General features: G+C 49.1%; 22 protein-coding genes and 1 other annotated feature. Of the genes, 20 read left to right on the top strand and 2 right to left on the bottom strand.

Features of this window, described 5'->3' with window-relative positions; genetic code table 11:
• Positions 1 to 194: 194 nt before the first annotated feature.
• Positions 195 to 2,903 (bottom strand): bifunctional acetaldehyde-CoA/alcohol dehydrogenase, encoded by a 2,709-nt coding sequence (gene adhE, locus BZG82_RS11500; RefSeq protein WP_077481401.1) that lies wholly within the window; start codon positions 2,901 to 2,903, stop codon positions 195 to 197.
• Positions 2,904 to 3,485: 582 nt separating this feature from the next.
• Here adhE and BZG82_RS11495 point away from each other — a divergent pair.
• The gene (locus BZG82_RS11495; protein WP_077455429.1) at positions 3,486 to 4,124 is read left to right on the top strand and encodes a YchE family NAAT transporter; all 639 of its coding nucleotides are present in this window, start codon (positions 3,486 to 3,488) and stop codon (positions 4,122 to 4,124) included.
• Between the two features lie 103 nt (positions 4,125 to 4,227).
• Complete coding sequence (locus tag BZG82_RS11490; protein WP_077765893.1) at positions 4,228 to 5,076, top strand: ion transporter; 849 nt, start codon at positions 4,228 to 4,230, stop codon at positions 5,074 to 5,076.
• A 141-nt stretch (positions 5,077 to 5,217) separates the two neighbouring features.
• Here the strand turns inward: BZG82_RS11490 and cysS are convergent, their stop codons facing one another.
• A complete protein-coding gene (gene cysS, locus BZG82_RS11485) occupies positions 5,218 to 6,618 on the bottom strand; it encodes a cysteine--tRNA ligase (protein WP_077765892.1) in 1,401 nt (466 codons plus the stop codon).
• 238 nt (positions 6,619 to 6,856) lie between these two features.
• Here cysS and BZG82_RS11480 point away from each other — a divergent pair, with 238 nt between their 5' ends.
• The 18 genes from BZG82_RS11480 to BZG82_RS16540 form a co-directional block, all read left to right on the top strand.
• Positions 6,857 to 7,426, top strand: a complete 570-nt coding sequence (locus BZG82_RS11480) for a MarR family winged helix-turn-helix transcriptional regulator (RefSeq protein WP_077765891.1) — start codon at positions 6,857 to 6,859, stop codon at positions 7,424 to 7,426.
• Between the two features lie 91 nt (positions 7,427 to 7,517).
• A complete protein-coding gene (locus tag BZG82_RS11475) occupies positions 7,518 to 8,015 on the top strand; it encodes a peptidylprolyl isomerase (RefSeq protein WP_077765890.1) in 498 nt (165 codons plus the stop codon).
• Between the two features lie 65 nt (positions 8,016 to 8,080).
• Positions 8,081 to 8,815, top strand: coding sequence for a UDP-2,3-diacylglucosamine diphosphatase (gene lpxH / locus BZG82_RS11470; protein WP_077765889.1), 735 nt, complete (start codon positions 8,081 to 8,083; stop codon positions 8,813 to 8,815).
• Between the two features lie 29 nt (positions 8,816 to 8,844).
• On the top strand, positions 8,845 to 9,321 hold the full coding sequence (locus BZG82_RS11465) for a YchJ family metal-binding protein (RefSeq protein WP_077765888.1): 477 nt from the start codon (positions 8,845 to 8,847) through the stop codon (positions 9,319 to 9,321).
• Positions 9,322 to 9,402: 81 nt separating this feature from the next.
• Positions 9,403 to 9,609, top strand: coding sequence for a hypothetical protein (locus BZG82_RS11460; RefSeq protein ID WP_077481410.1), 207 nt, complete (start codon positions 9,403 to 9,405; stop codon positions 9,607 to 9,609).
• A 160-nt stretch (positions 9,610 to 9,769) separates the two neighbouring features.
• Positions 9,770 to 9,908 (top strand) — a sequence feature (His leader region).
• A 34-nt stretch (positions 9,909 to 9,942) separates the two neighbouring features.
• Entirely contained in the window at positions 9,943 to 10,839 is an 897-nt protein-coding gene (gene hisG / locus BZG82_RS11455) for an ATP phosphoribosyltransferase (protein ID WP_077481411.1), read from the top strand.
• A 6-nt stretch (positions 10,840 to 10,845) separates the two neighbouring features.
• Entirely contained in the window at positions 10,846 to 12,162 is a 1,317-nt protein-coding gene (hisD, locus tag BZG82_RS11450; RefSeq protein WP_077765887.1) for a histidinol dehydrogenase, read from the top strand.
• Between the two features lie 2 nt (positions 12,163 to 12,164).
• Positions 12,165 to 13,217, top strand: a complete 1,053-nt coding sequence (hisC, locus tag BZG82_RS11445; protein WP_108742984.1) for a histidinol-phosphate transaminase — start codon at positions 12,165 to 12,167, stop codon at positions 13,215 to 13,217.
• Positions 13,218 to 13,228: 11 nt separating this feature from the next.
• On the top strand, positions 13,229 to 14,296 hold the full coding sequence (gene hisB, locus BZG82_RS11440; RefSeq protein WP_077765885.1) for a bifunctional histidinol-phosphatase/imidazoleglycerol-phosphate dehydratase HisB: 1,068 nt from the start codon (positions 13,229 to 13,231) through the stop codon (positions 14,294 to 14,296).
• Positions 14,296 to 14,895 (top strand): imidazole glycerol phosphate synthase subunit HisH, encoded by a 600-nt coding sequence (hisH, locus tag BZG82_RS11435; RefSeq protein ID WP_077765884.1) that lies wholly within the window; start codon positions 14,296 to 14,298, stop codon positions 14,893 to 14,895. Before hisB ends, hisH begins: the two co-directional genes overlap by 1 nt.
• 6 nt (positions 14,896 to 14,901) lie before the next feature.
• Entirely contained in the window at positions 14,902 to 15,639 is a 738-nt protein-coding gene (gene hisA, locus BZG82_RS11430) for a 1-(5-phosphoribosyl)-5-[(5-phosphoribosylamino)methylideneamino]imidazole-4-carboxamide isomerase (RefSeq protein ID WP_077765883.1), read from the top strand.
• On the top strand, positions 15,621 to 16,394 hold the full coding sequence (gene hisF, locus BZG82_RS11425; protein WP_077578090.1) for an imidazole glycerol phosphate synthase subunit HisF: 774 nt from the start codon (positions 15,621 to 15,623) through the stop codon (positions 16,392 to 16,394). Before hisA ends, hisF begins: the two co-directional genes overlap by 19 nt.
• Positions 16,391 to 17,014 carry a bifunctional phosphoribosyl-AMP cyclohydrolase/phosphoribosyl-ATP diphosphatase HisIE gene (gene hisIE / locus BZG82_RS11420; RefSeq protein ID WP_046075334.1) on the top strand — a complete coding sequence of 208 codons (624 nt, stop codon included), beginning with the start codon at positions 16,391 to 16,393 and terminating at the stop codon, positions 17,012 to 17,014. Before hisF ends, hisIE begins: the two co-directional genes overlap by 4 nt.
• 308 nt (positions 17,015 to 17,322) lie before the next feature.
• A complete protein-coding gene (locus BZG82_RS16750; protein WP_198928553.1) occupies positions 17,323 to 17,463 on the top strand; it encodes a hypothetical protein in 141 nt (46 codons plus the stop codon).
• A 355-nt stretch (positions 17,464 to 17,818) separates the two neighbouring features.
• Positions 17,819 to 18,055 (top strand): hypothetical protein, encoded by a 237-nt coding sequence (locus tag BZG82_RS16330; protein ID WP_131826235.1) that lies wholly within the window; start codon positions 17,819 to 17,821, stop codon positions 18,053 to 18,055.
• 29 nt (positions 18,056 to 18,084) lie between these two features.
• On the top strand, positions 18,085 to 23,139 hold the full coding sequence (locus tag BZG82_RS11410; RefSeq protein ID WP_158076006.1) for a putative Ig domain-containing protein: 5,055 nt from the start codon (positions 18,085 to 18,087) through the stop codon (positions 23,137 to 23,139).
• Positions 23,140 to 23,163: 24 nt separating this feature from the next.
• Positions 23,164 to 26,127 carry a transglutaminase-like domain-containing protein gene (locus BZG82_RS11405; protein WP_077765881.1) on the top strand — a complete coding sequence of 988 codons (2,964 nt, stop codon included), beginning with the start codon at positions 23,164 to 23,166 and terminating at the stop codon, positions 26,125 to 26,127.
• A gap of 88 nt (positions 26,128 to 26,215) precedes the next feature.
• The coding region (locus BZG82_RS16540; RefSeq protein WP_206744449.1) for a hypothetical protein at positions 26,216 to 26,425 on the top strand (210 nt) is incomplete at its 3' end.

Here is a 26,425-nt window from a genome sequence, read left to right as displayed (position 1 = left end):
ATCCTAGGGCCTAGGAATACAGATGACTGAATACAGAGTACAGAAAAAGCAAAGGCCTCGATGCGAGTAAGGCGCAGGCCTTTCCGTATTCCGTAAGCGAAGCGCTCTGTATTCTAGTGTCATCGTCGCCACGGATAAAATCAAAAAGACCCGCCGAGGCGGGTCTTGGTTTTTATCCGGTGAAAGCGTCGCGATTAGGCTTTTGCTTTCGCACCTTTTTTGTCTGCACCCGCTTTAGTTGGCGCGGCCGCTGGTTGGTCATCTTTTTTCTTGATAACCGTGGTGCCTTCGAAGGTTTCACCTTCAACATATGGCTTACCATAGTAAGAGGCCAGCAGCACTTCTTTCAGCTCTTTGATCAGTGGGTAGCGTGGGTTCGCACCAGTACATTGGTCATCGAACGCTTCTTCCGCAAGCTCATCAAGTTTGGCAATGAAGTCAGCTTCTGGGACACCGGCTGCTTGGATAGACGCAGGGATATCCAGTTTCAACTTCATTTCTTCCAACCAAGCAAGGAGACGCTCAATCTTCTGCGCTGTGCGGTCACCGGCTTGAGACAGACCTAAGTGATCCGCGACTTCTGCATAACGACGACGTGCTTGTGGGCGGTCGTACTGTGAGAACGCAGTTTGTTTGGTTGGGTTGTCGTTGGCGTTGAAACGAACCACGTTTGAAATCAGCAGTGCGTTAGCAAGACCGTGTGGTAAGTGGAACTCAGCACCGATTTTGTGCGCCATTGAGTGACACACACCCAAGAAGGCGTTAGCAAACGCGATACCGGCAATGGTCGCACCATTGTGCACTTTTTCGCGTGCAATTGGGTCATTCGCACCGTGTGCATAGCTCGCTGGTAGATACTCATTCAGCAGTTTCAGTGCTTGTAGCGCTTGACCGTCAGAGTATTCGCTTGCCAGTACTGACACATAAGCTTCCAAAGCGTGCGTAATCGCATCATAACCACCGAAGGCAGTCAGAGACTTCGGCATGTTCATTACCAAGTTGGCATCAACAATCGCCATCTGTGGTGTCAGCTCGTAATCAGCCAGTGGGTATTTGGCACCGGTTTCGTCGTCAGTGACAACCGCAAACGGCGTTACTTCTGAGCCTGTACCTGATGTGGTCGTTACACAAACCAGTTCCGCTTTTTTACCCATTTTCGGGAACTTGTAAATACGTTTACGGATATCCATAAAGCGCATTGCTAGCTCTTCGAACGCAGTTTCAGGGTGCTCGTACATAACCCACATGATTTTCGCTGCATCCATTGGTGAACCACCACCTAGGGCAATGATCACGTCTGGCTGGAAGCTCTTCATCGCGTCGGCACCTTTGCGTACCACGCTCAAGGTAGGATCGGCTTCCACTTCAAAGAAGGTGGTCACATCCATGCCCTGTGCTTTGAGCATTTTTTCGATATCGTCAGAGTAACCGTTGTTGAACAAGAAGCGGTCAGTCACGATCATCGCACGTTTCTTGTCTTCCAAATCACTCAGCGCGATTGGCAAGCTGCCGCGACGGAAGTAGATAGATTTTGGTAGTTTGTGCCACAGCATATTCTCAGCTCGCTTCGCAACAGTTTTCTTGTTCATCAGGTGTTTAGGCCCAACGTTTTCAGAAATCGAGTTACCGCCCCAAGAGCCACAACCCAGTGTGAGTGATGGTGCAACGTTGAAGTTGTACAGGTCACCGATACCACCGTGAGTGGTTGGGATGTTCACCAGAATACGCGCTGTTTTCAGGCGGTCGCCGAAGTACTTGATGCGATCTTGGTTAACGTCTTGGTTGGTGTATAGGCCAGAGGTATGACCGATACCGCCCATTTCTACCATTTTGCATGCCATATCCACGGCGTGCTCGAAGCTTTTCGCACGGAACATACCCAAGGTTGGCGAGAGTTTCTCGTGAGCGAATTCTTCTTCGATGCTGATTTCGAGGCCTTCGCCGATCAGTACCTTGGTGTCAGACGGTACGCTCACACCGGCCATATCGGCAATCTTAGTAGCGGGCTGGCCAACGATATCTGCGTTAAGGTTACCGTTAATCAGGATAACTTTACGCACTTTGTCTGCTTCGGCTTTGCTCAGGACATAAGCTTTGTGAGAAGCAAAACGTTCTTTCACTTCGTCGTACACTTCGTCCATCACGATAACCGCTTGCTCTGATGCACAGACCACACCGTTATCGAAGGTTTTTGACATCAACACAGATGCAACCGCACGTTTGATATCCGCTGTTTCGTCAATCACGACCGGTACGTTACCTGCACCAACACCAATCGCAGGTTTACCTGATGAGTAAGCCGCTTTAACCATGCCTGGACCACCGGTCGCAAGGATCAGGTTGATGTCATCATGCTTCATCAGTGCGTTAGAAAGCTCAACTGAAGGTTGGTCAATCCAGCCGATGATGTCTTTCGGTGCGCCTGCTGCAACCGCTGCTTCCAGCACAAGCTTAGCCGCATCATTGGTTGAGTTTTTCGCACGTGGGTGTGGCGAGAAGATAATACCGTTACGGGTTTTCAAAGAAATCAGTGATTTGAAAATCGCAGTAGAGGTCGGGTTGGTGGTTGGAACGATACCACAGATAAGACCTACAGGCTCAGCGATAGTGATGGTACCGAACTCGTCATTCTCTTCTAGAATGCCGCAGGTTTTCTCATCTTTGTATTTGTTGTAGATAAACTCAGACGCGAAGTGGTTTTTGATTACCTTGTCTTCCAAGATACCCATGCCTGACTCTTCAACAGCTTGTTTGGCCAGAGGGATACGCGCATTGTTCGCGGCAAGCGAGGCTGCACGGAAGATTTTGTCAACTTGCTCCTGTGAGTAGGTGGCAAATTCTTTTTGTGCCTTTTTGACACGCTCAACCATGGCGTTGAGTTCAGCAATATTAGTGACAGGCATAGTCATCTCCTGGTTCATATTTGAAAATCATTTAGTAATTGCTTGCCGCAGCGTTGTTGCGGACTAACCGATGTTTCTGACAGTTAGCGACGCGGTTTGGTGCGTGGCATTTAGTAAATAACTTTCAAAACTGAGTATAAATTTTCACAGCATCAACAACTTGATCTCGATCATTTGTTATCAAATCAATATCAATAATTTCTGCGTTTAATCCCCATTGTTACTGGGTTTATTATTTTTGTAGCACACTGAGTATGTGTCTAATTTTTTCACCAATGCAACATCTAATTTACATTACACCTCAGTGCCAAAGGCGGGTGTTGTATGAAATTTTCAACAAATAGCCGCTAAAGTTGTTATTTATGTCCACGTCACTCGACCCTCAGTATAGTTTGCTGAGAGAAAGTTGCGTGACAGAGATCGCTAACCTGTAGCACATCAAAAAATCCGTTTAAAAAAACGCAATCAGTAAATGCATAAAATGCAAGCTCACGCGGTTGGTTTTTGGGCTGAGCTCGCTATACTGACGCAACCATTAACCCGAGAGAAACTGGACTTCCTCACCGCATCACGAGAGTCGCCATGGCAGCCTTCGACCCCATGATCTTCGTACAGTTTTTTGTCGGGCTTTTTGCCGCTGTTAACCCCATTGGTATCATGCCCGTTTTTGTCACCTTGACCGCCCATCTCGATGAACAAGAACGCAATCGCACCGCGTATACTGCCGCGATCGCCGTCGCTGTCATCTTGATTGTTTCGTTGCTGGCCGGACAAATGTTGTTGGATTTGTTCAGCATCTCGCTGGACTCGTTCCGCGTGGCGGGAGGCATGCTATTACTGAGTATTGCTTTTACCATGATGAACGGGAAGCTCGGCGAAGGTAAGCAAAACAAGCAAGAGCAGTCTGAGTCGATCAGTCGGGAACAAGTCGGTGTAGTGCCGCTGGCGATGCCTTTGCTGGCTGGCCCGGGCGCGATCAGCTCCACCATTGTTTACGGCTCTCAATACCCAGATACGTGGAGCACGCTGACACTGATTGCCACCTTAGTGATCTTTGCCGCCGGCATTTGGGGACTGTTCCGTGTGGGTCCTGCGGTAGTGCGCTTTCTCGGCCAAACGGGTATCAACGTCATTACTCGGATCATGGGCCTTATTCTAGGCTCGTTAGGCATTGAGTTTATTGCCTCAGGAATGCGGGCGTTGTTCCCCGGACTGAGCTAAATGTAATCCGAGCCACAGTTACGTATAACCGGCACGCAGCAAAGGTTGCAGTGCCGGTTTTTTTTCGGCCCAATATCACGGTCATTCATAGCAAGGACCTCTTATGGCCGACGCGCAAAACCGAGTACAACGCTATTTATATACCACCATTTTTGGCACTGACACGCCGCATGGAAAAGCATTTGATATCGCGCTGATCGTGCTGATCCTCGCCTCGATGGTGGTACTGATGCTGGAGTCGATTGCTAGCTTTCACGCTAAGTGGTCCAACTGGTTGTATTGGATTGAGTGGGGCTTTACCGGCATCTTTACCATTGAGTACATACTGCGCCTTTACTGCTCTCCACGTCCCTCTGCTTACGCACGTAGCTTTTATGGTGTAGTCGATTTACTCGCAATTTTGCCGACCTATATCGCGATTTTTATTCCCGGCACTACCTATTTAATGGTCGTACGCCTGCTACGGGTGTTACGCATCTTTCGGGTTCTAAGGTTGATGCGCTTTTTGGAGGACTCCAACATCTTGCTCCGCTCGATGATGCTATCGTCCCGAAAAGTGATGATTTTCTTTTTCTCAGTGGCAATTCTAGTCACTGTGTTCGGCGCACTCATGTATGTGATAGAAGGGCCGGAGAACGGCTTTACCAGTATTCCTTATGCCATCTACTGGGCAATCGTCACCCTCACCACAGTCGGCTATGGTGATATAGTGCCACAAACCGATGTGGGCAAAGCCTTGGCGTCATTCACCATGTTGATGGGCTACTCGATCATTGCCGTGCCTACCGGGATCATCACCGCTGAGATTGGCCAGCAGATGTCACTGCATCGCAACTTAGTAAAGTGTCCGAATTGTTCAAAAAGCGGCCATGAGTCCGATGCGTCATTTTGTAAGCATTGCGGTAGTGAGCTGCCGGAAGCCGACAAACGCGTGGTGACACCCGGACTGTAACAGCTGCTTTGATTTGAATAGCACCGCCACTATCGCGAGTAACACATGAGTGCCAATAAAAGCATGCGATTCGGATAAGAAAAAACGGAGCTTTGGGGCTCCGTTTTTTGGGTGAGTCGTTCGAGGGCGGTATGCTTTGGCTTACTTACGACGCCACGTGGTACCTTGAGGACCGTCTTCTAGCACAATGCCCATCGCGGTGAGCGCATCGCGCGCCGCATCGGCAGCCGCAAAGTCTTTGGCTTTACGAGCGTCATTGCGTGTTTGAATGAGAGCTTCAATTTTTGCCACTTCATCGTCCGCGCCCGCATCGCCTTGCAAGAAGCTATCGGCATCTTGCTCAAGCAAACCAAGAACCGACGCCAATTTACGCATTTGCGCACCCAGTGCGGATGCCGCTGCAATATCATCGCCGCGTAAGCGGTTGATCTCACGCGCCATATCGAATAGTACCGAGTAGGCTTCTGGCGTATTGAAATCATCATCCATCGCCGCTTCAAAGCGTGCCACGTACTCATCGCCACCGGCAGGTGCGGCCTGTGTATCTAAACCACGAAGCGAGGTGTATAGACGCTCAAGTGCTGAACGGGCTTGATTGAGGTTTTCATCGCTGTAATTGAGCTGGCTACGATAGTGACCAGACAGCAAGAAGTAGCGTACGGTTTCAGCATCGTAGTGCGCCAACACGTCGCGGATAGTAAAGAAGTTCCCCAAAGATTTGGACATCTTTTCACGGTCAACCATCACCATGCCACTGTGCATCCACGTATTCACATACTGGGTGTTGTGCGCGCAGCAAGACTGTGCAATTTCATTCTCGTGGTGAGGGAACTGCAAGTCAGAGCCGCCGCCGTGAATATCAAAGTGATCACCTAAAATCGCAGAATTCATCGCTGAACACTCGATGTGCCAACCCGGACGACCGGCTCCCCATGGCGACTCCCAAGTTGGTTCGCCCGGTTTAGACATTTTCCATAACACAAAATCGAGAGGGCTACGCTTCGCCGCTTCGACATCCACACGGGCACCGGCCTGCAGTTGTTCAAGATCTTGCTTGGATAGCTTGCCGTAATCGTCAAATTTCGCGACTTCAAACATCACATCGCCATTGTCTGCAACGTAAGCAAAGCCTCGCTCAATCAACTTTTCGACTAGCGCGATAATTTCATCAATGTAGTCGGTGGCGCGCGGTTCGATATCGGGACGTGCCATGTTGAGCGCATCAAAGTCTTGATGCATTTCACTGATCAAACGCTCAGTCAGTGACTCACAGCTTTCGCCGTTTTCCGCCGCACGTTTGATAATTTTATCGTCGATGTCGGTAATATTGCGGACAAACGTTAAGTCATAACCACGATGGCGCAAATAACGTGAGATCATGTCAAACGCCACGAAAGTACGCCCATGACCGATATGACAAAGATCGTAAATGGTCACCCCACAGACATACATGCCGATTTTTCCCGGCATGATGGGTTGAAAGATCTCTTTCTCTCGCGTCAATGAGTTGTATATCTTTAACGTGTTAGTTGGCGTCGACATAGTGGTTTTGGTTACTCGTTACGATAGTGACAAAATTAGAATGAATGGACTATTACACCTTTTATACCTGCTTGACGCAAGCACGACAGACACGCAACAGGCTGTCTTGCCCGAATTGTTGTCTACGATCTCACTCACATCTCGTTACTAAAAACTGTCATGAGTGGTTGAGCTGATGGATAAGATCGCTTAGCTTCTTGTAAAGAATCTTTACCGATAAATAAACCACGGTATTTTCATGACACGAACAACTAAGCAACGCCAAGTCGCCCAGCCGCCAGCCACCTCGTCTTCAGCTGAGTTCGGTTCGCCCGATAAAGTCGATGTAATTTTGTCTCAGTGGCATCAAGAGCGCCCTGATATCGACCCGTCTCCGATGGCCATTACCGGGCGGTTGGCGCGTGTGGTAGGGCATATCAATCCGCGCCTTCAGCAGGTGTTCAGCCAATTCAACTTAAACCCGGGGGAGTTTGATGTCCTCGCAACGCTGCGCCGTTCAGGCAAACCGCACACGCTTACCCCCAACCAGCTGCTGCAATCGCTGATGCTCACCTCAGGTGCAATGACCAATCGGATTGATCGCCTTGAGCAGAAAGGGTTGGTTGCACGCAGTCCAGATCCCAATGACCGCCGTGGGGTTTATGTCTCATTGACCGACACTGGACTGCAATTAATTGATAACGCAGTGGTGGCGCACACCGATAACTTACACAAAATGTTGAGCCCGTTGAGTCAAGCACAACAAGACCAATTGTCCAGCCTTTTGAAGACCTTGCTGCATCATTTTGAACCAGAGAATATGGATTAATTCGGCTTGTATCACGGATCGAGCTTGATCAGAGACGTTGTTAGGCTAAAATCTTGGCTCCTTATAGCCAAGCCAATGACAGGATTACATCATGGTGACTCTTCATACCACGTTCGGTGACATCAAATTACGCATGTTTGCGGACGAAGCACCGGCTACGGTCGAGAACTTTTTACAATACTGCCGTGACGGCTTTTACGACGGAACCCTGTTCCACCGCGTGATTGACGGATTTATGGTCCAAGGCGGTGGCATGGCCTCTGGCATGGAAGAAAAGCCAACCCGCGCACCAATTAAGAATGAAGCGGATAACGGCTTAAGTAACCGTACTGGCATGCTTGCGATGGCGCGCACCATGGAGCCGCACTCAGCAAGCTCGCAATTTTTCATCAACGTTAATGACAACCTGTTCCTCGATCACAAAGCTAAAACGCCAGATGGCTGGGGCTACTGTGTATTCGCAGAAGTGGTTGATGGCATGGACGTAGTGAACAAAATCAAAGGCGTTGCCACCGGTAACTGGGGTTATGTCCACCAAGACGTGCCGGTTGAAGAAGTCTTGATCGATAGCGTGACTATCGAAGACTAAGCCGCACTCGTCAACAAGGGTAGCTCAGGCTACCCTTTCTTTTATTACCATCATAAAGCCAACGCATGCCACATACCCTCTTTATTGCCGATCTCCATTTAAGCCCAACGCGGCCAGATATTACCGACTGCTTTGAACGTTTTATGCAGCAGGAAGTGATAGATGCCGACGCGCTCTATGTACTCGGGGACTTATTCGAAGCATGGATTGGTGATGATGATAACAGCCCGTTTCACCAACAAATTAAAGCGGCGTTTTCTGCGGTGACGGAGCGCGGCGTGCCGGTATATTTTATTCATGGCAATCGCGATTTTTTGATTGGTCAACGCTTTGCTATGGAAACCGGCGTAACCCTGTTAAACGAGCTCGAGTGCATCGATTTATATGGCACCCCTACCCTGATCTTACACGGGGATACCTTGTGTTTAGAGGATGTTGACTATCAAGCGTTTCGCCGCAAAGTCCACCAGCCTTGGTTGCAGCGACTCTTTTTGTGCTTGCCGCTAACATGGCGCCGTAAGATTGCGGCCAAAATGCGCGCAGGCAGTGCCAATGCCAACCAGCAAAAGTCATCCACCATCATGGATGTGACGCCACAAGAAGTGCAGCGCCAGTTGGATAAAGCGGGAGTCACTAACATGATTCACGGCCATACTCACCGCCCTCATATTCATCAGTGGCACCAACATGGCACCGCGTACCAACGGATTGTGTTAGGCGACTGGTATGATCACGGTTCTGTCTTGATGTGTAGTGCCCAAGGGTGTGACTTACAAACCCGCAACTTTATCCATCGTTAAGCCATTCAGCCTATTGTTAAGAGAAAGCTATGCAAACTGACTTATGCCCTTGTTGCAGCCATAAAACCTATCAAGACTGTTGCGCGCCAATTCATCAAAACCCTGCCAATGCTATCCATCCGGAGCAATTGATGCGCGCTCGTTATAGTGCACACCCCAAAGGCTTGGTGGATTTTATTGTTGCGACCTATCACAGTGAATGTGGCGCCGAATCGTTTCGTGAAGATATTGCAACCATGACTCAACATCAGTGGCAATCTCTCGAAGTACTCGATAGCGAGGTGCTGCAGCAAGGTGAACTTGGCTTTGTGACATTCAAAGCGCACTTTATTGCCGACGGTGATCCTCAGTGTCTGTACGAGCGCTCTCGTTTTGTCAAAGAAACGATCGATGGACAGCTTCAGTGGCGATATATCGATGGTGTCTTCCCCGGCCATGTCAAAGCGGGACGCAATGACCCCTGCCCGTGTGGCAGCGGACGCAAATTTAAAAAGTGTTGTGGCTAACTCACCCTAAGTTGCTCAAAAAACAATCAAGTTTTGCGTTCTCTGGTCGATACTTTAGTTAAGACGCTAGGAGGACGCACTATGAATTGGCTTGGCAACCTAAGTCCTGTGTACCGAAAGCCCTCTTCACCACCCACCAAAGTTTGGGCGATTAAGAAACAGGCCAGCATTGAAGAGCGCAAACAACGCCGCTTGGATGACCCATCAGATCATGATGCGTCACCACAAGCTGAAAAAGAGAACGCGCCACGCAAAAAAGATGATGGCTCGCTGGATGTCTACGTATAGACGCGACCGTTTGATTCGGTGTCACTGCTTGCCGCTGTAGGCGGTGAAAAAATCTCCACATGGGGAGTTGCAATCTAAGCTCACTTTGATATTGTCGAAAAGAGACGAGATTGACCAACGTAAATGGACATAAAAAAATGACTTCAACGCTAATGACAATGCATCACCACCATCATCCTGACTAGTCTTTCGGGAGGAATGGTTTCGACTGGAAGACGAGTAAAAAGCGCTTCCGTCGGTCATTAGCCAGCTAACAGATTCAGACCCTCGGGAGCACCGTCTTCCGAGGGTTTTTTCTTTTTTAGCTTTTCATTTTTAGACAAGGAAGCACACATGCAAACACAACGCCTACGTATCGCCATCCAAAAAAAGGGGCGCCTCGCCAAAGAATGCCAAGAGCTGCTTAAACGCTGCGGGGTAAAAATCAATTACACCGGTGAGCGTTTAGTGGTCCACGCCGAAAACATGCCTCTCGATCTGCTGCTGGTCCGTGACGATGATATCCCGGGCCTTATCATGGACGGCGTGGTTGATTTAGGGGTAATTGGCGAAAACGAGTTAGAGGAGGTACGCCTTGAGCGCATCAAACTGGGAGAGCCCAGCCAGTATCAGCTGCTGCGTCGCCTCGACTTTGGCGGCTGCCGCCTCTCCATCGCCCTCGATAAAGACCAAAGCTATAACGGCCCACAAGATCTGGCCAACCAACGCATTGCTACCACCTACCCCAACATCCTCAAAGCCTATATGGACAAACAAGGTGTGAGCTTTAGCACCTGTATGCTCAATGGCTCCGTCGAAGTCGCGCCGCGTGCCGGGCTTGCCGATGCGATTTGTGACTTAGTCTCAACCGGTGCCACCTTAGAAGCCAATGGCTTGAAAGAAGCCGAAGTCATATTCCGCTCAAAAGCGGTATTGATCCAGCGTGAAGGCAGCTTCAGTGAAGAGAAAACCGCATTGATTGAACGCTTGCTCACCCGCATGCAAGGTGTCATCCAAGCTAAAGAGTCCAAATACATCATGCTCCACGCGCCAAACGACACCCTAGAGCAAGTGGTCGAATTACTCCCCGGCGCGGAAGATCCCACCATCTTGCCGTTGGCTCACGAGAAAAACCGTGTTGCTGTGCACCTTGTGAGCACCGAGAATCTGTTCTGGGAAACCATGGAAAAATTAAAGCAGTTGGGCGCAAGCTCAATTTTGGTCCTGCCGATTGAAAAGATGATGGAGTAAATCACGATGCGTACTGTGGTCTGGAAATCACTCGGAGAGTCACAAAAAGAAGGCTTAATGCGCCGCCCTGCAATCACAACCGGCGCCCAAACCCAAGCGAGCGTCGCGGAGATCATCGCCGATGTCCGTGAGCGAGGAGATGAAAGCTTAAAAGCATTGACCCAAAAGTTTGATGGTGTCGAACTGGATAGCATCAAACTCGACAAAGCGACTTTGGCCGACGCTGAAGCGCGCTTGGATGAAGATATCAAGCTATCCCTGCGCCAAGCCTACGATAACATCAGTACCTTTCACCGTGCGCAAAAAGCGCAGCCATTGAAAGTCGAAACCATGCCGGGGGTGGTGTGCGAATCCATCACTCGCCCGATTAACCGCGTGGGGCTGTATATTCCTGGCGGTAGCGCGCCCTTGCCCTCGACCGTATTGATGCTGGGCGTACCCGCGCAAATTGCAGGCTGCCGTAAAGTGGTGCTGTGTACCCCACCGCCGGTAGCCGATGAGATTTTATACTGTGCCAAACTGTGCGAGATTGATGAAATCTATACTCTGGGCGGCGCACAGGCGGTGGCGGCGATGGCCTTTGGCACTCAAAGCGTAACCAAGGTGGATAAAATCTTTGGCCCGGGTAATGCCTATGTCACCGAAGCCAAACGTCAAGTGAGCCTTGCTGCCAATGGTGCGGCCATGGATATGCCTGCCGGCCCCTCGGAAGTGTTAGTGATTGCCGATGCCGGCGCGGATCCAGACTTTGTTGCCGCCGATTTACTCAGCCAAGCGGAGCACGGCCCCGATTCGCAAGTGGTGCTGGTGACGCCTGCGCCCGAGATGGCAGAGAAAGTGGCAGATGCAGTGCAGCAACAATTAACGACGTTAAGCCGTGCAGAGATTGCCAAGCAAGCGCTGGGCAGCAGTGTAATTATTATTGCCGACACCCTCACTCAGTGCGTGTCGATTTCTAACCGCTATGGACCGGAGCACTTGATTGTGCAAACTCAACAGCCAAGAGATTTATTACCCCTATTGGATAATGCTGGCTCGATTTTCTTGGGCGCATACTCGCCCGAGTCAGTGGGTGATTACGCCTCTGGCACCAATCACGTGCTCCCCACTTATGGTTATACGCGCACCTACAGCAGCCTTGGGCTGGCCGACTTTTCCAAGCGAATGACAGTGCAACAGCTTAGTGACACCGGTTTGCAAGCACTGGGCCCAACAGTGATGCGTATTGCCGAAGCAGAAGGCTTGGATGCACACCGCCAAGCGGTCGAAATTCGTCTCACTAAACTACAACAAACTCAAGCCTCAGAGGACCCGTTAGCATGAGCATCGAAAAACTCGCCCGTGAGCAAGTACAAGCGCTTACTCCCTATCAGTCAGCCCGCCGTATCGGCGGTAGCGGGGATGTCTGGCTCAATGCCAACGAGTCACCCTTTGACAACGCTTACACCGTAAGCGGTCAGGGACTCAATCGCTACTCCAGCTGCCAGCCGGTATCATTGATTAATGCCTATGCGGATTATGCAGGCGTCGAAACGAACCAAGTCATCACCACTCGTGGCGCCGATGAAGGGATTGATTTGTTGCTGCGTGCCTTTTGCGAGCCAAACCAAGATAGTGTGCTGATTTGTCCACCTACCTATGGCATGTATGCGGTCAGTGCGGAAAATCAAGGGATCGCCACCACCCAAGTGCCGCTCACCGCCGACTGGCAGCTGGACATGGCAGGGATTGATAGCGCATTGGAGGCAGATGCCAACATCAAGCTTATCTTCGTGTGTAGCCCCAATAATCCGACCGGCAATCTGATTAACCGCGACGATATTGAAGCGCTACTCACCCACACTCAAGGTCGCGCGATTGTGGTGTTGGATGAAGCCTATATCGAATTTAGTCCAGAAGCGACCTGCACCGATTTGCTCGCACGCTTTGAGAATCTGGCTATTCTGCGCACCCTATCCAAAGCGTTTGCCCTAGCAGGACTGCGTTGCGGGTTTACCCTCGCCAGCCCCGCGATTATTAACTTGATGCTTAAGGTGATCCCGCCGTATCCCGTTCCGGTCCCCGTGGCAGAGATTGCCGAGCAAGCGCTCTCCGAGGCCGGTTTGGCGCGGATGAAATATCAGGTTTTGGACTTAACCGCCAACCGTGCCTACCTGCAAGCCGGCCTTAGTATGCTGCCCGGCGTTGAAGTGCACCCGGGTTTTGGTAACTATCTGCTCATCACGCTGGATGACGCCGACGCAGTGTTTGAACGTTTAGGGCGTGCAGGCATGATTGTGCGCCAGACCGCCGTGACCAACAGCTTGCGCATCAGTATTGGCAACCGTGACGAATGTGAAAAAGTGCTGGCCTTTATCCGCCAGCAACTCAGTGAATAAGGACAACCACTGTGAAAAACAAGATTTTATTTATTGACCGTGATGGCACCTTGATTGTGGAGCCGCCTGAAGACTATCAAGTGGATCGCCTCGATAAATTGGCGCTTGAACCAGGCGTGATCCCCGCGTTGCTGAGCCTGCAAGCGGCGGGTTACACCTTGGTGATGGTGAGCAATCAAGACGGCTTAGGGACCGAGAGCTTCCCGCAAGCGGACTTTGATGCGCCACACAACATGATGATGGCGCTGTTTCGCTCACAAGGGATCCATTTTGAAGACGTACTGATTTGCCCGCACTTTGACAGCGATGACTGTAGCTGTCGCAAGCCCAAATTAGGCTTGGTGAAAGACTACCTACAGCAAGGTCGGATTGATTTCGCCCAATCGGCTGTGATTGGCGATCGCGACACCGATATCACCTTAGCGAACAATATGGCGCTACAAGGCATCAAATACCAACGTGACGTGATGGGCTGGCCACAGATTGTCGAGCGTCTCACCCAGCAGCCGCGACTGGCCAGCGTCACTCGCACCACCAAAGAAACCGATATTCAGGTGGATGTTAACCTGGATAAGAGTGGCGGCAGTCGCATTGCAACTGGACTGGGCTTTTTTGACCACATGTTGGATCAAATCGCCACCCACGGCGGCTTTCAGCTCAACGTTCGCGTTAAAGGCGATTTGCACATCGACGACCACCACACCATTGAAGATACCGCCCTCGCGTTGGGCGCGGCACTCAAACGGGCGCTGGGAGATAAACGCGGTATTGGCCGCTTTGGCTTTAGCCTGCCGATGGATGAATGCTTGGCGCAATGTGCATTGGATTTGTCCGGACGCCCCTATTTAAAATTTGAAGCCAGCTTCCCACAGCCACAAGTGGGCGATATGTCGACCGAGATGGTGGGACACTTCTTCCGCTCATTGACCGACACCTTGGCCTGTACCCTACACCTGACGGTGTCGGGCGAAAACACCCACCACTTGGTGGAAAGTTTGTTCAAAGCCTTTGGCCGCACCTTGCGTCAAGCCATCAAGGTCGAGGGCGACGCCCTGCCAAGCAGTAAAGGAGTACTGTAATGCGCAAACAGACTGTCATTATCGATACCGGCTGCGCAAACGTGTCCTCGGTACGCTTTGCTGTTGAGCGTTTGGGGTATCAGGCCACACTAAGCCGCAATCCGGACGTGGTGCTAGGGGCGGATAAGCTCTTTTTGCCCGGTGTCGGCACGGCCAGCGAAGCGATGAAAAACCTGACCGAACGTGGCTTGGTGGATTTGGTTAAGCAAGTGGAGCAACCGCTGCTGGGGATTTGTCTTGGCATGCAAATGCTAGGCACTTACTCGGATGAAGGCGACAGCCCGGTCGAGTGCCTCGGCCACATCCCCGCCCCCACCAAACTGATGGATACCGCGGGGCAGCCTCTGCCTCATATGGGTTGGAACCGGGTTGCCACCGTTAATGACCATCCTCTGTTCGATGGCATTGTCGCGGGTAGTCATTTTTACTTTGTCCACAGTTACGCGATGCCGGTCGGCGATTACACCTTGGCACAATGTCATTATGGCCATGCGTTCAGTGCGGCTATCAATCAAGGCAACTACTACGGCGTTCAGTTTCACCCTGAGCGCTCGGGCAAAGTGGGCGCGCGTTTGATTCAGAATTTTTTGGAGATGTAAGCAAGGATGATTATACCAGCACTCGACTTGATAGACGGCCAAGTGGTGCGCCTTTATCAAGGGGATTATCAGCAAAAAACCGACTACGGTTTTGACCCGCGTGAGCAGTTTGCACGTTACCATCAAGCGGGGGCAGATTGGTTGCACCTCGTGGATTTAACCGGCGCTAAAGATCCGACCGCACGTCAGGTCGACTTAATCACCGAGATTTTGCAATCAACGCCCGCCAATATCCAAATTGGCGGTGGTGTGCGCACTGAAATGGACGTGATTGAGCTGCTGAATACCGGCGCGCAGCGCGTGGTAATCGGCTCCACCGCGGTCAAATCCCCCGATTTAGTCAAAGGCTGGATGCAAACCTACGGCCCTGACCGCATTGTATTGGCACTCGACATTCATATCGACAGCGACGGGACGCGACGCGTGGCGGTGTCCGGCTGGCAACAAGACTCTGGCGTCACCATTGAAGCGCTACTCGACGATTATTTGTCCGTCGGGCTAAAGCATGTGCTGTGCACCGATATCTCCCGCGATGGCACCTTACAAGGCAGCAATGTGGCGCTCTACCGCGACTTGTGTCAGCGCTATCCGAGCATTGCGTTTCAATCATCAGGCGGCATTGGCCGTCTCGAGGACATTCGCGCCTTACGCAACACTGGCGTCGCAGGCGTGATCATCGGCCGCGCCCTACTGGAAGGCAACTTTAGCGCAGAGGAGGCGATCGCATGCTGGCAAAACGGATAATTCCTTGTTTGGACGTCCGCGACGGACAAGTGGTCAAAGGCGTGCAATTTCGCAATCACGAAATCATCGGCGATATCGTCCCGCTCGCCAAACGCTACGCCGAAGAAGGTGCTGACGAGTTGGTGTTTTATGACATCACCGCCTCCAGTGACAGCCGGGTGGTCGATAAAAGCTGGGTCAGTCGCGTCGCGGAAGTAATTGATATCCCCTTTTGCGTCGCCGGTGGAATTAAATCCGAAGCCGATGCCCAACAAATCTTGGAATTCGGCGCGGATAAGATATCCATTAATTCACCCGCCTTGGCCGACCCGAGCTTGATCACTCGGCTGGCCAATAAGTTTGGCGTGCAGTGCGTGGTGGTCGGGATTGATTCTTTCTTCGATGAAGCGACCGGGCAATATCAGGTCTATCAATTTACCGGCGATGAAAGCCGTACTCAGGCCACGCCTTGGCAAACCGCTGCCTGGGTTGAGGAAGTCCAACAGCGAGGCGCGGGCGAAATCGTACTCAATATGATGAACCGCGATGGCGTGCGCCAAGGCTATGACTTAACCCAACTCAAAATGGTAAGAGAGCGCTGTCAGGTGCCCCTGATCGCCTCCGGCGGTGCGGGGGAAATTTCGCATTTCGCCGACGCCTTTTTACAAGCGAATGTCGATGGCGCACTGGCCGCCTCGGTGTTTCACAAGCAAATCATCGCAATAAGCGAATTAAAACAAGCACTAAAGCAACAAGGGATCGAGGTAAGAGTATGACGGCGACGTGGGTAGAACGTATCGATTGGGAGAAAAACGCCGGCTTGGTGCCTGCGATTATCCAACACAGCGATAGCGGCCAAGTATTGATGCTGGGCTACATGAATGCCGATGCACTGAACGCGACGCTCGAAACCGGTCGCGTCACCTTTTGGTCGCGCAGTAAATCGCGTCTTTGGGTAAAAGGCGAAAGCTCCGGCCATGTATTAAGCCTTGAGCACATTGCACTCGATTGCGATCAAGACACCTTGTTGGTCACGGCAACGCCTCACGGGCCCACCTGTCACCTCGGCACGACCACCTGCTTTGACAGTGACAATAAACCACCACACACCGGCCCCGGCTTTTTATCGAGCCTAGAGCAAGTGCTTGCCAGCCGCAAAGACGCCGCGCCTGATGACTCTTACACCGCAAGCTTATTTGCCAAAGGCACTAAGCGTATCGCGCAAAAAGTGGGGGAAGAAGGGGTCGAAGTCGCCCTCGCTGCCACGGCAGGCGATAAAGCCGAGCTATTAAACGAAAGCGCCGATTTGCTCTATCACCTGTTGGTATTGCTGCAAGACCAAGAGCTTAGCCTCCATCAAGTGACCGAAGTCCTCGCCTCTCGCCATCAAGGCTAACGCCCACGCACGTTAGCGTAAACAAGGCCCCTTCAAAGCGCCGCCCACATGCGGCGCTTTTTAAGTTGTGCTCGGTTGATTAAAACGGCGCTGTTTCCTAAATCATTGAACTTATTACTCTAGCGGCGATCAGACCATCAAAGCGTCAAGGTCGGTCACAGGGGAAAGGCATTAAACCGGTCATTCCACCGCACAGCAATGCGGGTTACTGGGGGCGCAATGCAGCCGTCAACGCCTTGAAATCCGGTGACTTGGAATAATAGAAACGAGAAGCGGGTTATCACCAGCGCTCTCTGTCAGAAATAGGGATGTCTCAATACAAAAAGTTACTCAGCCCTCAGCTGACACTAAGTGATTACACTGCCCAAGTTGGCGAGGCATTGGCCAACATGAAAGTGGTGAACAAAGTCAATCAACTCGATATGCCTGTTAGTTACCGAGTTGATTAATGGGAGTAATTCCTGTGGGAACAGTGTGTTAGCTGAATGATTTCATCAACATCGCCTGTTGACTGTCTCATGTTATATAACATTTTTAGCTCGCAGTATTATGTAAATTACATGTTTATTTATTCAATATTCGGGTATTGTTGGTCGAAAAGTTTTGGTTTGGAAATGTTCGAGATTGTTGATTAATGTAATGTACTAAACATAGAGAAATATAACCTCACACAAAATAATAAACTTGTTACCAGGAGCTATTGACCTTTCTATCTGGCTTTTACACCACTTTGTGGGGAATTTATACAAAGAAGAGATTTTGACGTGTAGCTAGCCTATATGAAAAGCCGATAACGCAGTAGAAATGAATCACGAAAAATCAACAGCTCCTAGCTATAAAAATAAAACTATAAAGGAAAGATATTTTATGAGGAAAAGGAAACTCCTCTTACTATTATTAACTTTTGTAACATCTTATTCTGCTAACGCTGAAAATGATGATTTACTTTGGCCTGCCACTAACTTTAGTGGTTATGTTTTTAGTGACTTCAACTCCGGTTCCGGCAACAGTCAGCGCGGACTGGCAGTTGGGGAAATCTAGAAATAGGTGGATATTCTATTGGTGCTGGCTTGCCCCCAGACTATAGCGATTTTGGCTTGCTCGTAGAAGGAGATGCTAACTTTAGGTCAGGTCGCCTTTATCAAGGGAAAATACGTATTGAAGGCGACGCTAGCGGTGTTAGTAGTTCAGTTATTGCTGGCTTTCCTGATGGTATTAGCATTGAAAATATAGCTCTTGAAAACTCCATACTCTCGTCGAAAGAATACTACCAGGAAATATCAAGGCAGCTTGCTGCTGCCAAAGTAACTGGTGAGTCAATATATCAGTGGGGCGGGTTGTACCTAGAAGGTGATTGCGCATCTCCGGTTCAAGTATTTAATATTGATGGTTCCCAATTCCAATCTGCTCATACCTTTGAGTTTAGCTGCCTTCCCCCGGAATCGACCATTATTATTAACATGCTTGGCGACAGCACGAAATTTAATCGTGTACAGAATAAAAGTATGTCATCTCTTGCCGCTCACAGAGAAAGAGTACTTTTCAACTTCCCTGATTCCAGTGAGCTGAATTTTGCGGGAATAAAAATTGAGGGTCATGTGTTGGCTCCTAATGCAAATATTAACGCACCACATGGGGATTTGATGGGAACTGTGATAGCAAATCAGTGGATTGGATCAATGCACTTGGGCGGGGAGTTATTTAAAGGAGACTTGACCACTTTAGTCAGTTTCAATGAACCACCGGTGATTGAGTCAACACCGGTCACTCAAGTTACTTGGCCCGATGAATATCAATATATTGTCGTGGCCACAGAACCTGATCAGGATCCAATTACGTACTCGTTGGCGCAGTCACCTAATAGTATGGTGATCAATCCAATCACTGGAGTGATTTCTTGGGTTACAACAGACATTCCAGCGTCTTCTTTTGGTGAGTTTCTAGTCGAAGTGATTGCGACTGATGATAAAGGGGAGTTTGACAGTCAGACTTTTGCAGTGAGATTAGATGCACCATCCAATTATGCTCCTGAAATCACGTCAACGCCTATTACAGAAAGCACCATAGATACTCCGTATAGCTACACTGTCTCCGCTATAGATTTAGACGGAGATGTACTTTCATTCCGTTTGGATAATGCGCCCAAAAACATGCTAATCGACGCTGAAACAGGATTGATTACATGGCCCATTTCTAACGGAGACACAGGTAGTCACCTTGTTAAAGTCGTTGTTAGCGATGGTAAAGCTGAAGATAGCCAAAGCTTCAATGTTAACGTTACTGCGCCGGGTAACAATGCACCTGTTATCGTGTCTGCACCTATTTCTGAGGCTGTGCTGCAAGAGCTTTACCTCTATCAGGTTGTCGCGATAGATGAAGAATCTCATCCTCTGACGTTCGAACTGTTAGACGCACCTGTGGGAATGGTTATTGATACGGATACTGGTCTTATTACCTGGAAGCCGGAAAGCTTAGAACCAGCGACGACAGTACGTGTTCAGGTTAGAGATGCTCCGGGGTTAACTGATAATCAGCAATACCAGTTAACCGTTGTTTCGATGGCCAATGAACCGCCACAGATTACTTCACTACCCGTTGAAGTAGTTGCTAAAGAGCAGCCTTATCATTACCAGGTTACAGCTACAGACGACAAAGATACACAACTACATTTCAGTCTGGTGCATGGTCATAAAGACATAACGATTGACCCTATTACTGGAGAAGTGCAGTGGCAGAATGTCTTATTGCCACCTCAGGGGTTTGAGCAAACTAACCAGCAATGCAAAATTATTCAGGGCACGACAACTCGCTTGAGCGGTAGCGCAGATGTTTTTGTCGTGGTGGATGAATCTGGCTCTATGTCCGGAGAGCACAACTGGCTCAAAGACTTGGTGCCGTCATTGGAAGCAGGACTAGTTGGTGCGGGCGTAGGTAAAGAAACGGATAAGAACCTTTATGGTCTGGTTGGATATGAACGCAGCCCCCGCTATCTGGTGGTTGATGGGGAAAAAATGGTTGAGTCAGCCAGTTTTAGCCGTTTAGCGGCGCAATTAAGACTCTATGGTGGTACCGAAGATGGCTATCGCGCCATGAAAGGAACGCTGGAAACCTACCCATTAAGAACGGACTCTGCGAAGAACTTAATCCTTGTTACAGATGAAGACAGAGATGTCACCCTATCTTGGTCTTACCAACAGATGTTGGAACAACTCAAGTCAACCGAAACCTTACTCAATGCTGTCATTAATTCATCGTTCAGATGTGACGATGGCAGTTCTGCAATGGGGATGACTGCTGAAGGAATAGGTTTTGTAGCCGATGGCAGTGGCAGTTACTACACCTGTAGTGGAACACGGGCTGTAAGCGGTTCTGGCGCCAGTATAAAAGATTACGTGAACCTTGCTATTGAAAGCGGGGGAGCAGCCTGGGACCTTAACTTCCTGCGAAGTGGTGGACTTAGAGCGAAGTCTTTCTCCGAAGCGATTGTTGATATCAAGATTAAAGAGATCATAGATCAACTCCCTCCTATTTATCAGGCCGACTTACAAGTTAATCAGATAACGCTTTCAGAAAGCAAGAGTGGATTGGTAGATGTAGCTGCGACGTTGAACAACCGCGGACTAGCAGACACAACCCATCCTTTTGCTGTCGCTTTCTATAGTCAAGGTGTTTTTATTGGGCAGGTTGATGTTCAAAACACCGCTGCCGAAAGTAATCAGCAATTGGTGTTAAAAGATATACCAGAAAGCGCCTTGGGTGATGACATTGAAACCATCGTTGTGAGCGGAAATGAGGAGTGCCTGACCGATAATAATACAACTCGTGCTGCAATAGCCAAAGTTAAAGTGACGGATAGCCAGTCAGCAGAAGCAACCCAATGGTTTGCGGTTAACGTGGCGGAGATCAATGAGTCTCCGGTCATTGAACCTGTCCCTCCAGTTGTGCTTGAGGTAGGTGAGAAGTTCCAATTGGCGTTGAACGTTTCAGATCCGAATGTTGGGGATGATCTTTCATTCGCTCTTATTGATGCACCTGCCGGCATGCGTGTTAACAGTACCAGTGGTGTTGTTACGTGGCAGCCAACGCAATCTGACGTTGGACTACTGGTGGCTGAAGTTGCAGTGCAAGATCTCGCGGGGCTGCAGTCGACAACATTGCTTTCATTTGATGTTCTCGATTTCCTACGAGCACCAATAATTATCAGTGAGCCGTTGCTACAAGCTCAGGTAGGCGCAAGTTACTACTATCAGGTGGTAGCAGAAAGTGATCGAAACGCTCACCTTACCTACCAGCTCATAGAGTCTCCTGAGGGAATGATCATTGATCCGAACACAGGAGAAATCAGCTGGCGTCCGAATCAAGTGAGCGGAGATGGCGGACACAGTGTCATTGTTGAAGTTATCGACGATAAAAAACTAGCGGCCATTCAGTCCTTTGTTATCTCAGCGGTAACAACTGGAAGCGCGCCTGAATTTACCAGTACGCCGACGACGTATTTACAACTCGGTGAAATGTTTACCTATCAGGTGCAAGTTTCGGATGGCTTGGGTAAACCGGTTGAAGTCAGTCTGAAAACTCACCCTGAAGGAATGACCCTTGATGCCAACAACTTGGTACTGTGGCAGCCGAGTCAAACAGGGACTTATGCTGTTAGGATTGCAGCGAGAAGTGCCGGGGGACTCGTCACAACTCAGAGCTTCGATGTACAGGTAGCTGAAACCGCAAATCAACCACCGCTCATCGCAAGCCAACCAAGCTGGCAAGTTCAGGGTAATAGGGACTTGCACTATCAGGTATTGGCTTCAGATCCTGAAGGTGAATCGCTGTCATATCTGTTAATGGAATCACCTGCTGGAATGGTTATTGAAACTGATGGTTTAGTCATTTGGCCAGCCAGTATGCAACTTGACGGAAAATTCAGCGTTCGTATCCGAGTCGCTGATCAGTCAGGCGTCTTTGCAGAACAAAGCTTTACCTTTAGTTACTATCCGAGCAATGCTGCACCGGAGTTTACAAGTAGTCCAACAGGTATTGCAGCAATAGATACCCCCTATAAGTACTTGGTATCTGCTAAGGACCCAAATGGTGACCCAGTATCGTTCTCGTTGGTCTCAGCTCCTGAAGGGGCAGTATTAAATGTGTCAAATGAAATCGAATGGACGCCAAATGCTTCCCAGGTGGGCACGCACACCTTTGTTATTGTTGCGGAAGACCCACTTGGAATGCAAAGTACACAAAGCTTCAATGTTACTGTTCGCGAAGTGTTGAATAACGCTTACCCTGTCATTACATCCGTTCCGCTACTTGAAGCCTTTGTGGGGACCAGTTATCAGGACCTTATTATTGCAGCGGATCCTGATGGCGATGCCCTAACTTATCGCTTAATTGAAGCGCCAGCAGGAATGACAGTATCAGGAAACGGGACGGTAACCTGGCTTCCTGAAATCAACCAGAAGGGAAGTAATCCCGTTATTTTAAGGGTTTATGATAACTATGGTGCGTATGCGGAGCAAATGTACAACATCCGTGTAAATAGCGGAAACGAACCGGTAATAACGAGCTCCCCTGTTCTATCAGCGTATAACGGGATGGATTATACGTACCAGTTGAAAGTCTTTGATCTCGATAATGATCCTTTACGTTACCAGCTTGACGAAGGCCCAGTGGGGATGGCAGTAAGTAACTCTGGCGCTCTTTTCTGGAATGTCACTGAAAACGATGTCGGTGATCATTACGTAAGTATTTCGGTGTTTGACTCCGTGGGGAACAGTGATACTCAGAAGTTCAATCTAACAGTTAAATATCTGGGAGAAAGCCAACCGCCAGTGGTGACAAGCCTGCCCAAACTTAGCGCACGAACTGAGTCTGTTTACCTTTATCAGGTTGTTGCGAGTGACCCTGATGGCGATGCATTGCGTTATCGCCTGCTAAGCGCGCCAGAAGGGATGAGTATCAGTCAATTTGGGCTCGTTCAATGGCTGGCAAACAACAAGCAGATTGGGTTGCAGGATGTGGAGCTGGAAGTGAGTGACTTAACTGGGAAGTCTGTCACCCAACGTTTCGCGATAGAAGTAACAGCACCGGGTGAATTCAACCGCCGTATTTGTCGCGCACCTTTGCAGTAACCACCGGAATATAGGGATATAAATATGAAATCTAGTAATATTGCGCTTGAGTTCTGGCGAAATACCAGAGGCTTTCTCCCGATGGTAGCCTTAACTATGACGATGCTTTACCTGTTTGTCTTCTACTCGCCTTCTGCGGTGGCGATGCTCGCGGCAAAAGAGCATTATGAAAATAGGGATGTGAGCATCGAATTGATGAACAGTGTCGAGGCATTGCGTCAAAATACTTCCAAATACCTTGCCAGTTTTACTGGCAAGGTAGGTGATGACAAGTTAGCAGAGCCAAACGAGATGCGTGTGGCATTAGCTGAAAAGTTTCAACGTTATGTTTCGCATTCCGTCAACATCATCGCTAATCAAAAGGTTGAAGCTGAACATGCATTGCGAAAGCAGCTCAGTGAGGCCGTAAAGAAAAGTGATGCCCAGCAAGTCAAGTTGATCAGCGATCAACTGTCTATGATGTTTAAGCATTATCATTCGATGATCTTAGCTGCTAGCGCTCTCGAAAAGGCAGATTTTAACTCAGTCGCCGAGTCTCAAGAGCTTGCAGGTAAACTGCATCAATCATTGGCATCGATAAAGCTGGGTCAAGCTCCCCACCAATACGATAGTGAAATATTGCCTTTCGGCCCTCTTTCTTCTGCTGTTCACGAACCAGCCTCTTCTGTTGAAGCACTCCAGGATTATCTTGGGCTCAGAAGCCAAAGCAATCAGGCTAATGCACGCACAGTTTCAAGCTATGCTTCAGATCTAGCGTCAGACATGTTTTTGCAGTTTAATGAAGATAACCAAGTAACTGAACGCTTAACACAGCTAGCCATAGAGCTGAATCACGATCCGTTGGCTATCTATAACTATGTTTACAACACCATAGAATACGTTCCTGCACATGGTTCGATTCAAGGTGCAGACTATACCCTGTTTAGCAAACGAGGTGGAGCAATTGACCAAGCCAGCCTGTTGGTCAGTTTGCTGCGGGCTTCAGCCATCCCTGCACGTTATGTATATGGCTCGGTGGAAGTTGATATTAGTCAGGCACTTAATTGGGTTGGCGGTGTTAGAGATGTCAAAGCACTGCAAAATCTGCTTGGTCAGGGTGGCGTACCTAATGTTGTGATTGCGGATCACAACGGCGTTGCAAAACGCCTTAAAATGGAGCATGTATGGGCAGAAGCGCAAATTGAAGGGCAATGGGTCGGATTAGACCCTAGCTTTAAACAGTACACCTATGAGGAAGGTATTGATCTAAACGCAGCGATGGATACTGACCCAGACCAATTGTATGCCGCGCTAATAGGAGCCGCTGACGTTGATAATGAGAACAAAACTGTTCGTGGAATTGATCAAGCCTATGCTGCTCAACTTATTTCGGAGCTGGAAAAGAAAGTCGAAGACTATATCCAGCTTAACCATCCCAATACGAAATTCGAGGACGTAGCGGGAGGTAAGAAAATAGTCAAAACCGAAGCTGAAGTACTTCCTGTGACATTGCCATACATTTCTGTCGTTGCCAGCCAGCCGTTAGCTCAACTACCAAGCAATATAAGGCATAAGTTTGGATTTACGCTGAACGATAACTACCTAAACACTTACCTCAATGTAGAAATATCGCTCCCTGCATTAGCAGGTAAAACGTTAGCGCTGCATTTTACACCTACTACCCAATCCGATATTGATACGCTAAATGCTAAGCTGCCACAAAGTGAAAGCGAAGCGACGTCATCAAATGCGAAACTACCGTATGGCTTAACCCAAATGGACGCAGAGTTTCTCGTCGATACGCAAGTGGTAGCGATGGGAAATCGGAGTTTTTCTCTTGGGGAAGAACTCAACATATCTAAAGGCTTTTGGACGCCCCGATTTGGATGGGAAAAAACTGACAGCCCCGTCATCGCCGGTGAGTATCAAGCGATTGGCATTGACTACCATGGTATTGAGCCGGGTATGCTGGCAGATTTGAAAGCGAAAAATGCCGCTGTCAGCCAACAACTAGGGGCTGGAAACATTGATACACTTACCAAGCACGATACAGCAGGTCTTTTCCTGCAAACTGGTATACATAGCTATTATGCTATGGTCAACCTCCAACAAAAGTTGTTGTCGAAATCCACAAAAGTTGTGAACTATATTCAGCCTAGCTATGGCACATTCAGTACTGATCTGAGTGTTTCTTACTTCTTTGGCGTTCCCCGTTGGGTTTCTCCCAGTGGGCTGAGAATGGATGTTGATAGGCTGGCAAACAATGCGGAAGCAGCGAACAACTGCCTGGACGACTGGCGAGACTATCACCGTATGACAGGGGCAGTTTCGTCATATCTTGAAAACTTAGTGCCAGAAAAAATGCTGGATAATAGCACCAACAATCCGCAAGGTGTTAGTGCAGTCAAAGCATTGGGTATTGCTGGTCAACAAGGTCAAAAAATTTACACATTGACTAATAGCAACCAGTTTTTACTCAGTGAGATTGCAATCGATGATGAAGTAAGAGCTGAAATAAACAGTGCGATTGCATCGGGTAAAGAAGTCACCGTTCATGAGAAACCCGTTTCTGTCGTTGGTTGGACTGGATCAGGCTACATTATCACAGATCCTGTCACTGGTTCTGGGGCTTATAAGATATCTGGCGGTGCCAATGGAGGCTTTGTGGGGCCGGAAATGGGGATATTTCTAAGCTGGGTTGGCTTGGCAGCCGGGTTTATGGGCCCTTGGGGGCTAGTCGTAAGCCTTATTATTGGCGCAACGCTGTTGTTGTCATTGTGGCTTGATCTGATGGTTTACAACGATGGTTCAGACTTCTGCCGTGACATAATGGTTTCTCTTTTTGTTATCACTGGGATACTGCCTTTCTTGCTTGGACTGGTCGGCCTGCCAACATTGGCGTTTCTTGGCTTTTACATCGGAATCATGGCTGGGTTGGTCACCACCAGAGCGTTGGAATTAATATCCTTGATTGGCAGTCGATGCCCAGACCAAAGGTTGGAAGCTTAACGCTCTTCGAGTTATTTAAAGGGGCCTCTGTCAACAAGGACTCTAAATATATCGCCTTCTACTTTAGTGAATAAATGATGGTGTTAAGATGGATGAATCTACTTTTCTAGTATATTTAGCAAGTGGATTGTTGATTTTTTCGTATGCACTGGTCGGTTTTGGTATTATTAATCGTGCTACACAGTGGAAATCAATCACTTCAAATAGCCGTGCTATCATTATAGTGGTGATCTTTATCTACTTGGTGTCGGTTTCTGGATTGATAGAAATAGTTAATCAGTTATTCAAATTAATATGT

The sequence above is a fragment of the Salinivibrio sp. PR5 genome, assembly GCF_001996085.1.
In the GTDB taxonomy this organism is placed as follows: domain Bacteria; phylum Pseudomonadota; class Gammaproteobacteria; order Enterobacterales; family Vibrionaceae; genus Salinivibrio; species Salinivibrio proteolyticus.
This window is presented reverse-complemented; position numbering and strand designations above follow the sequence as displayed.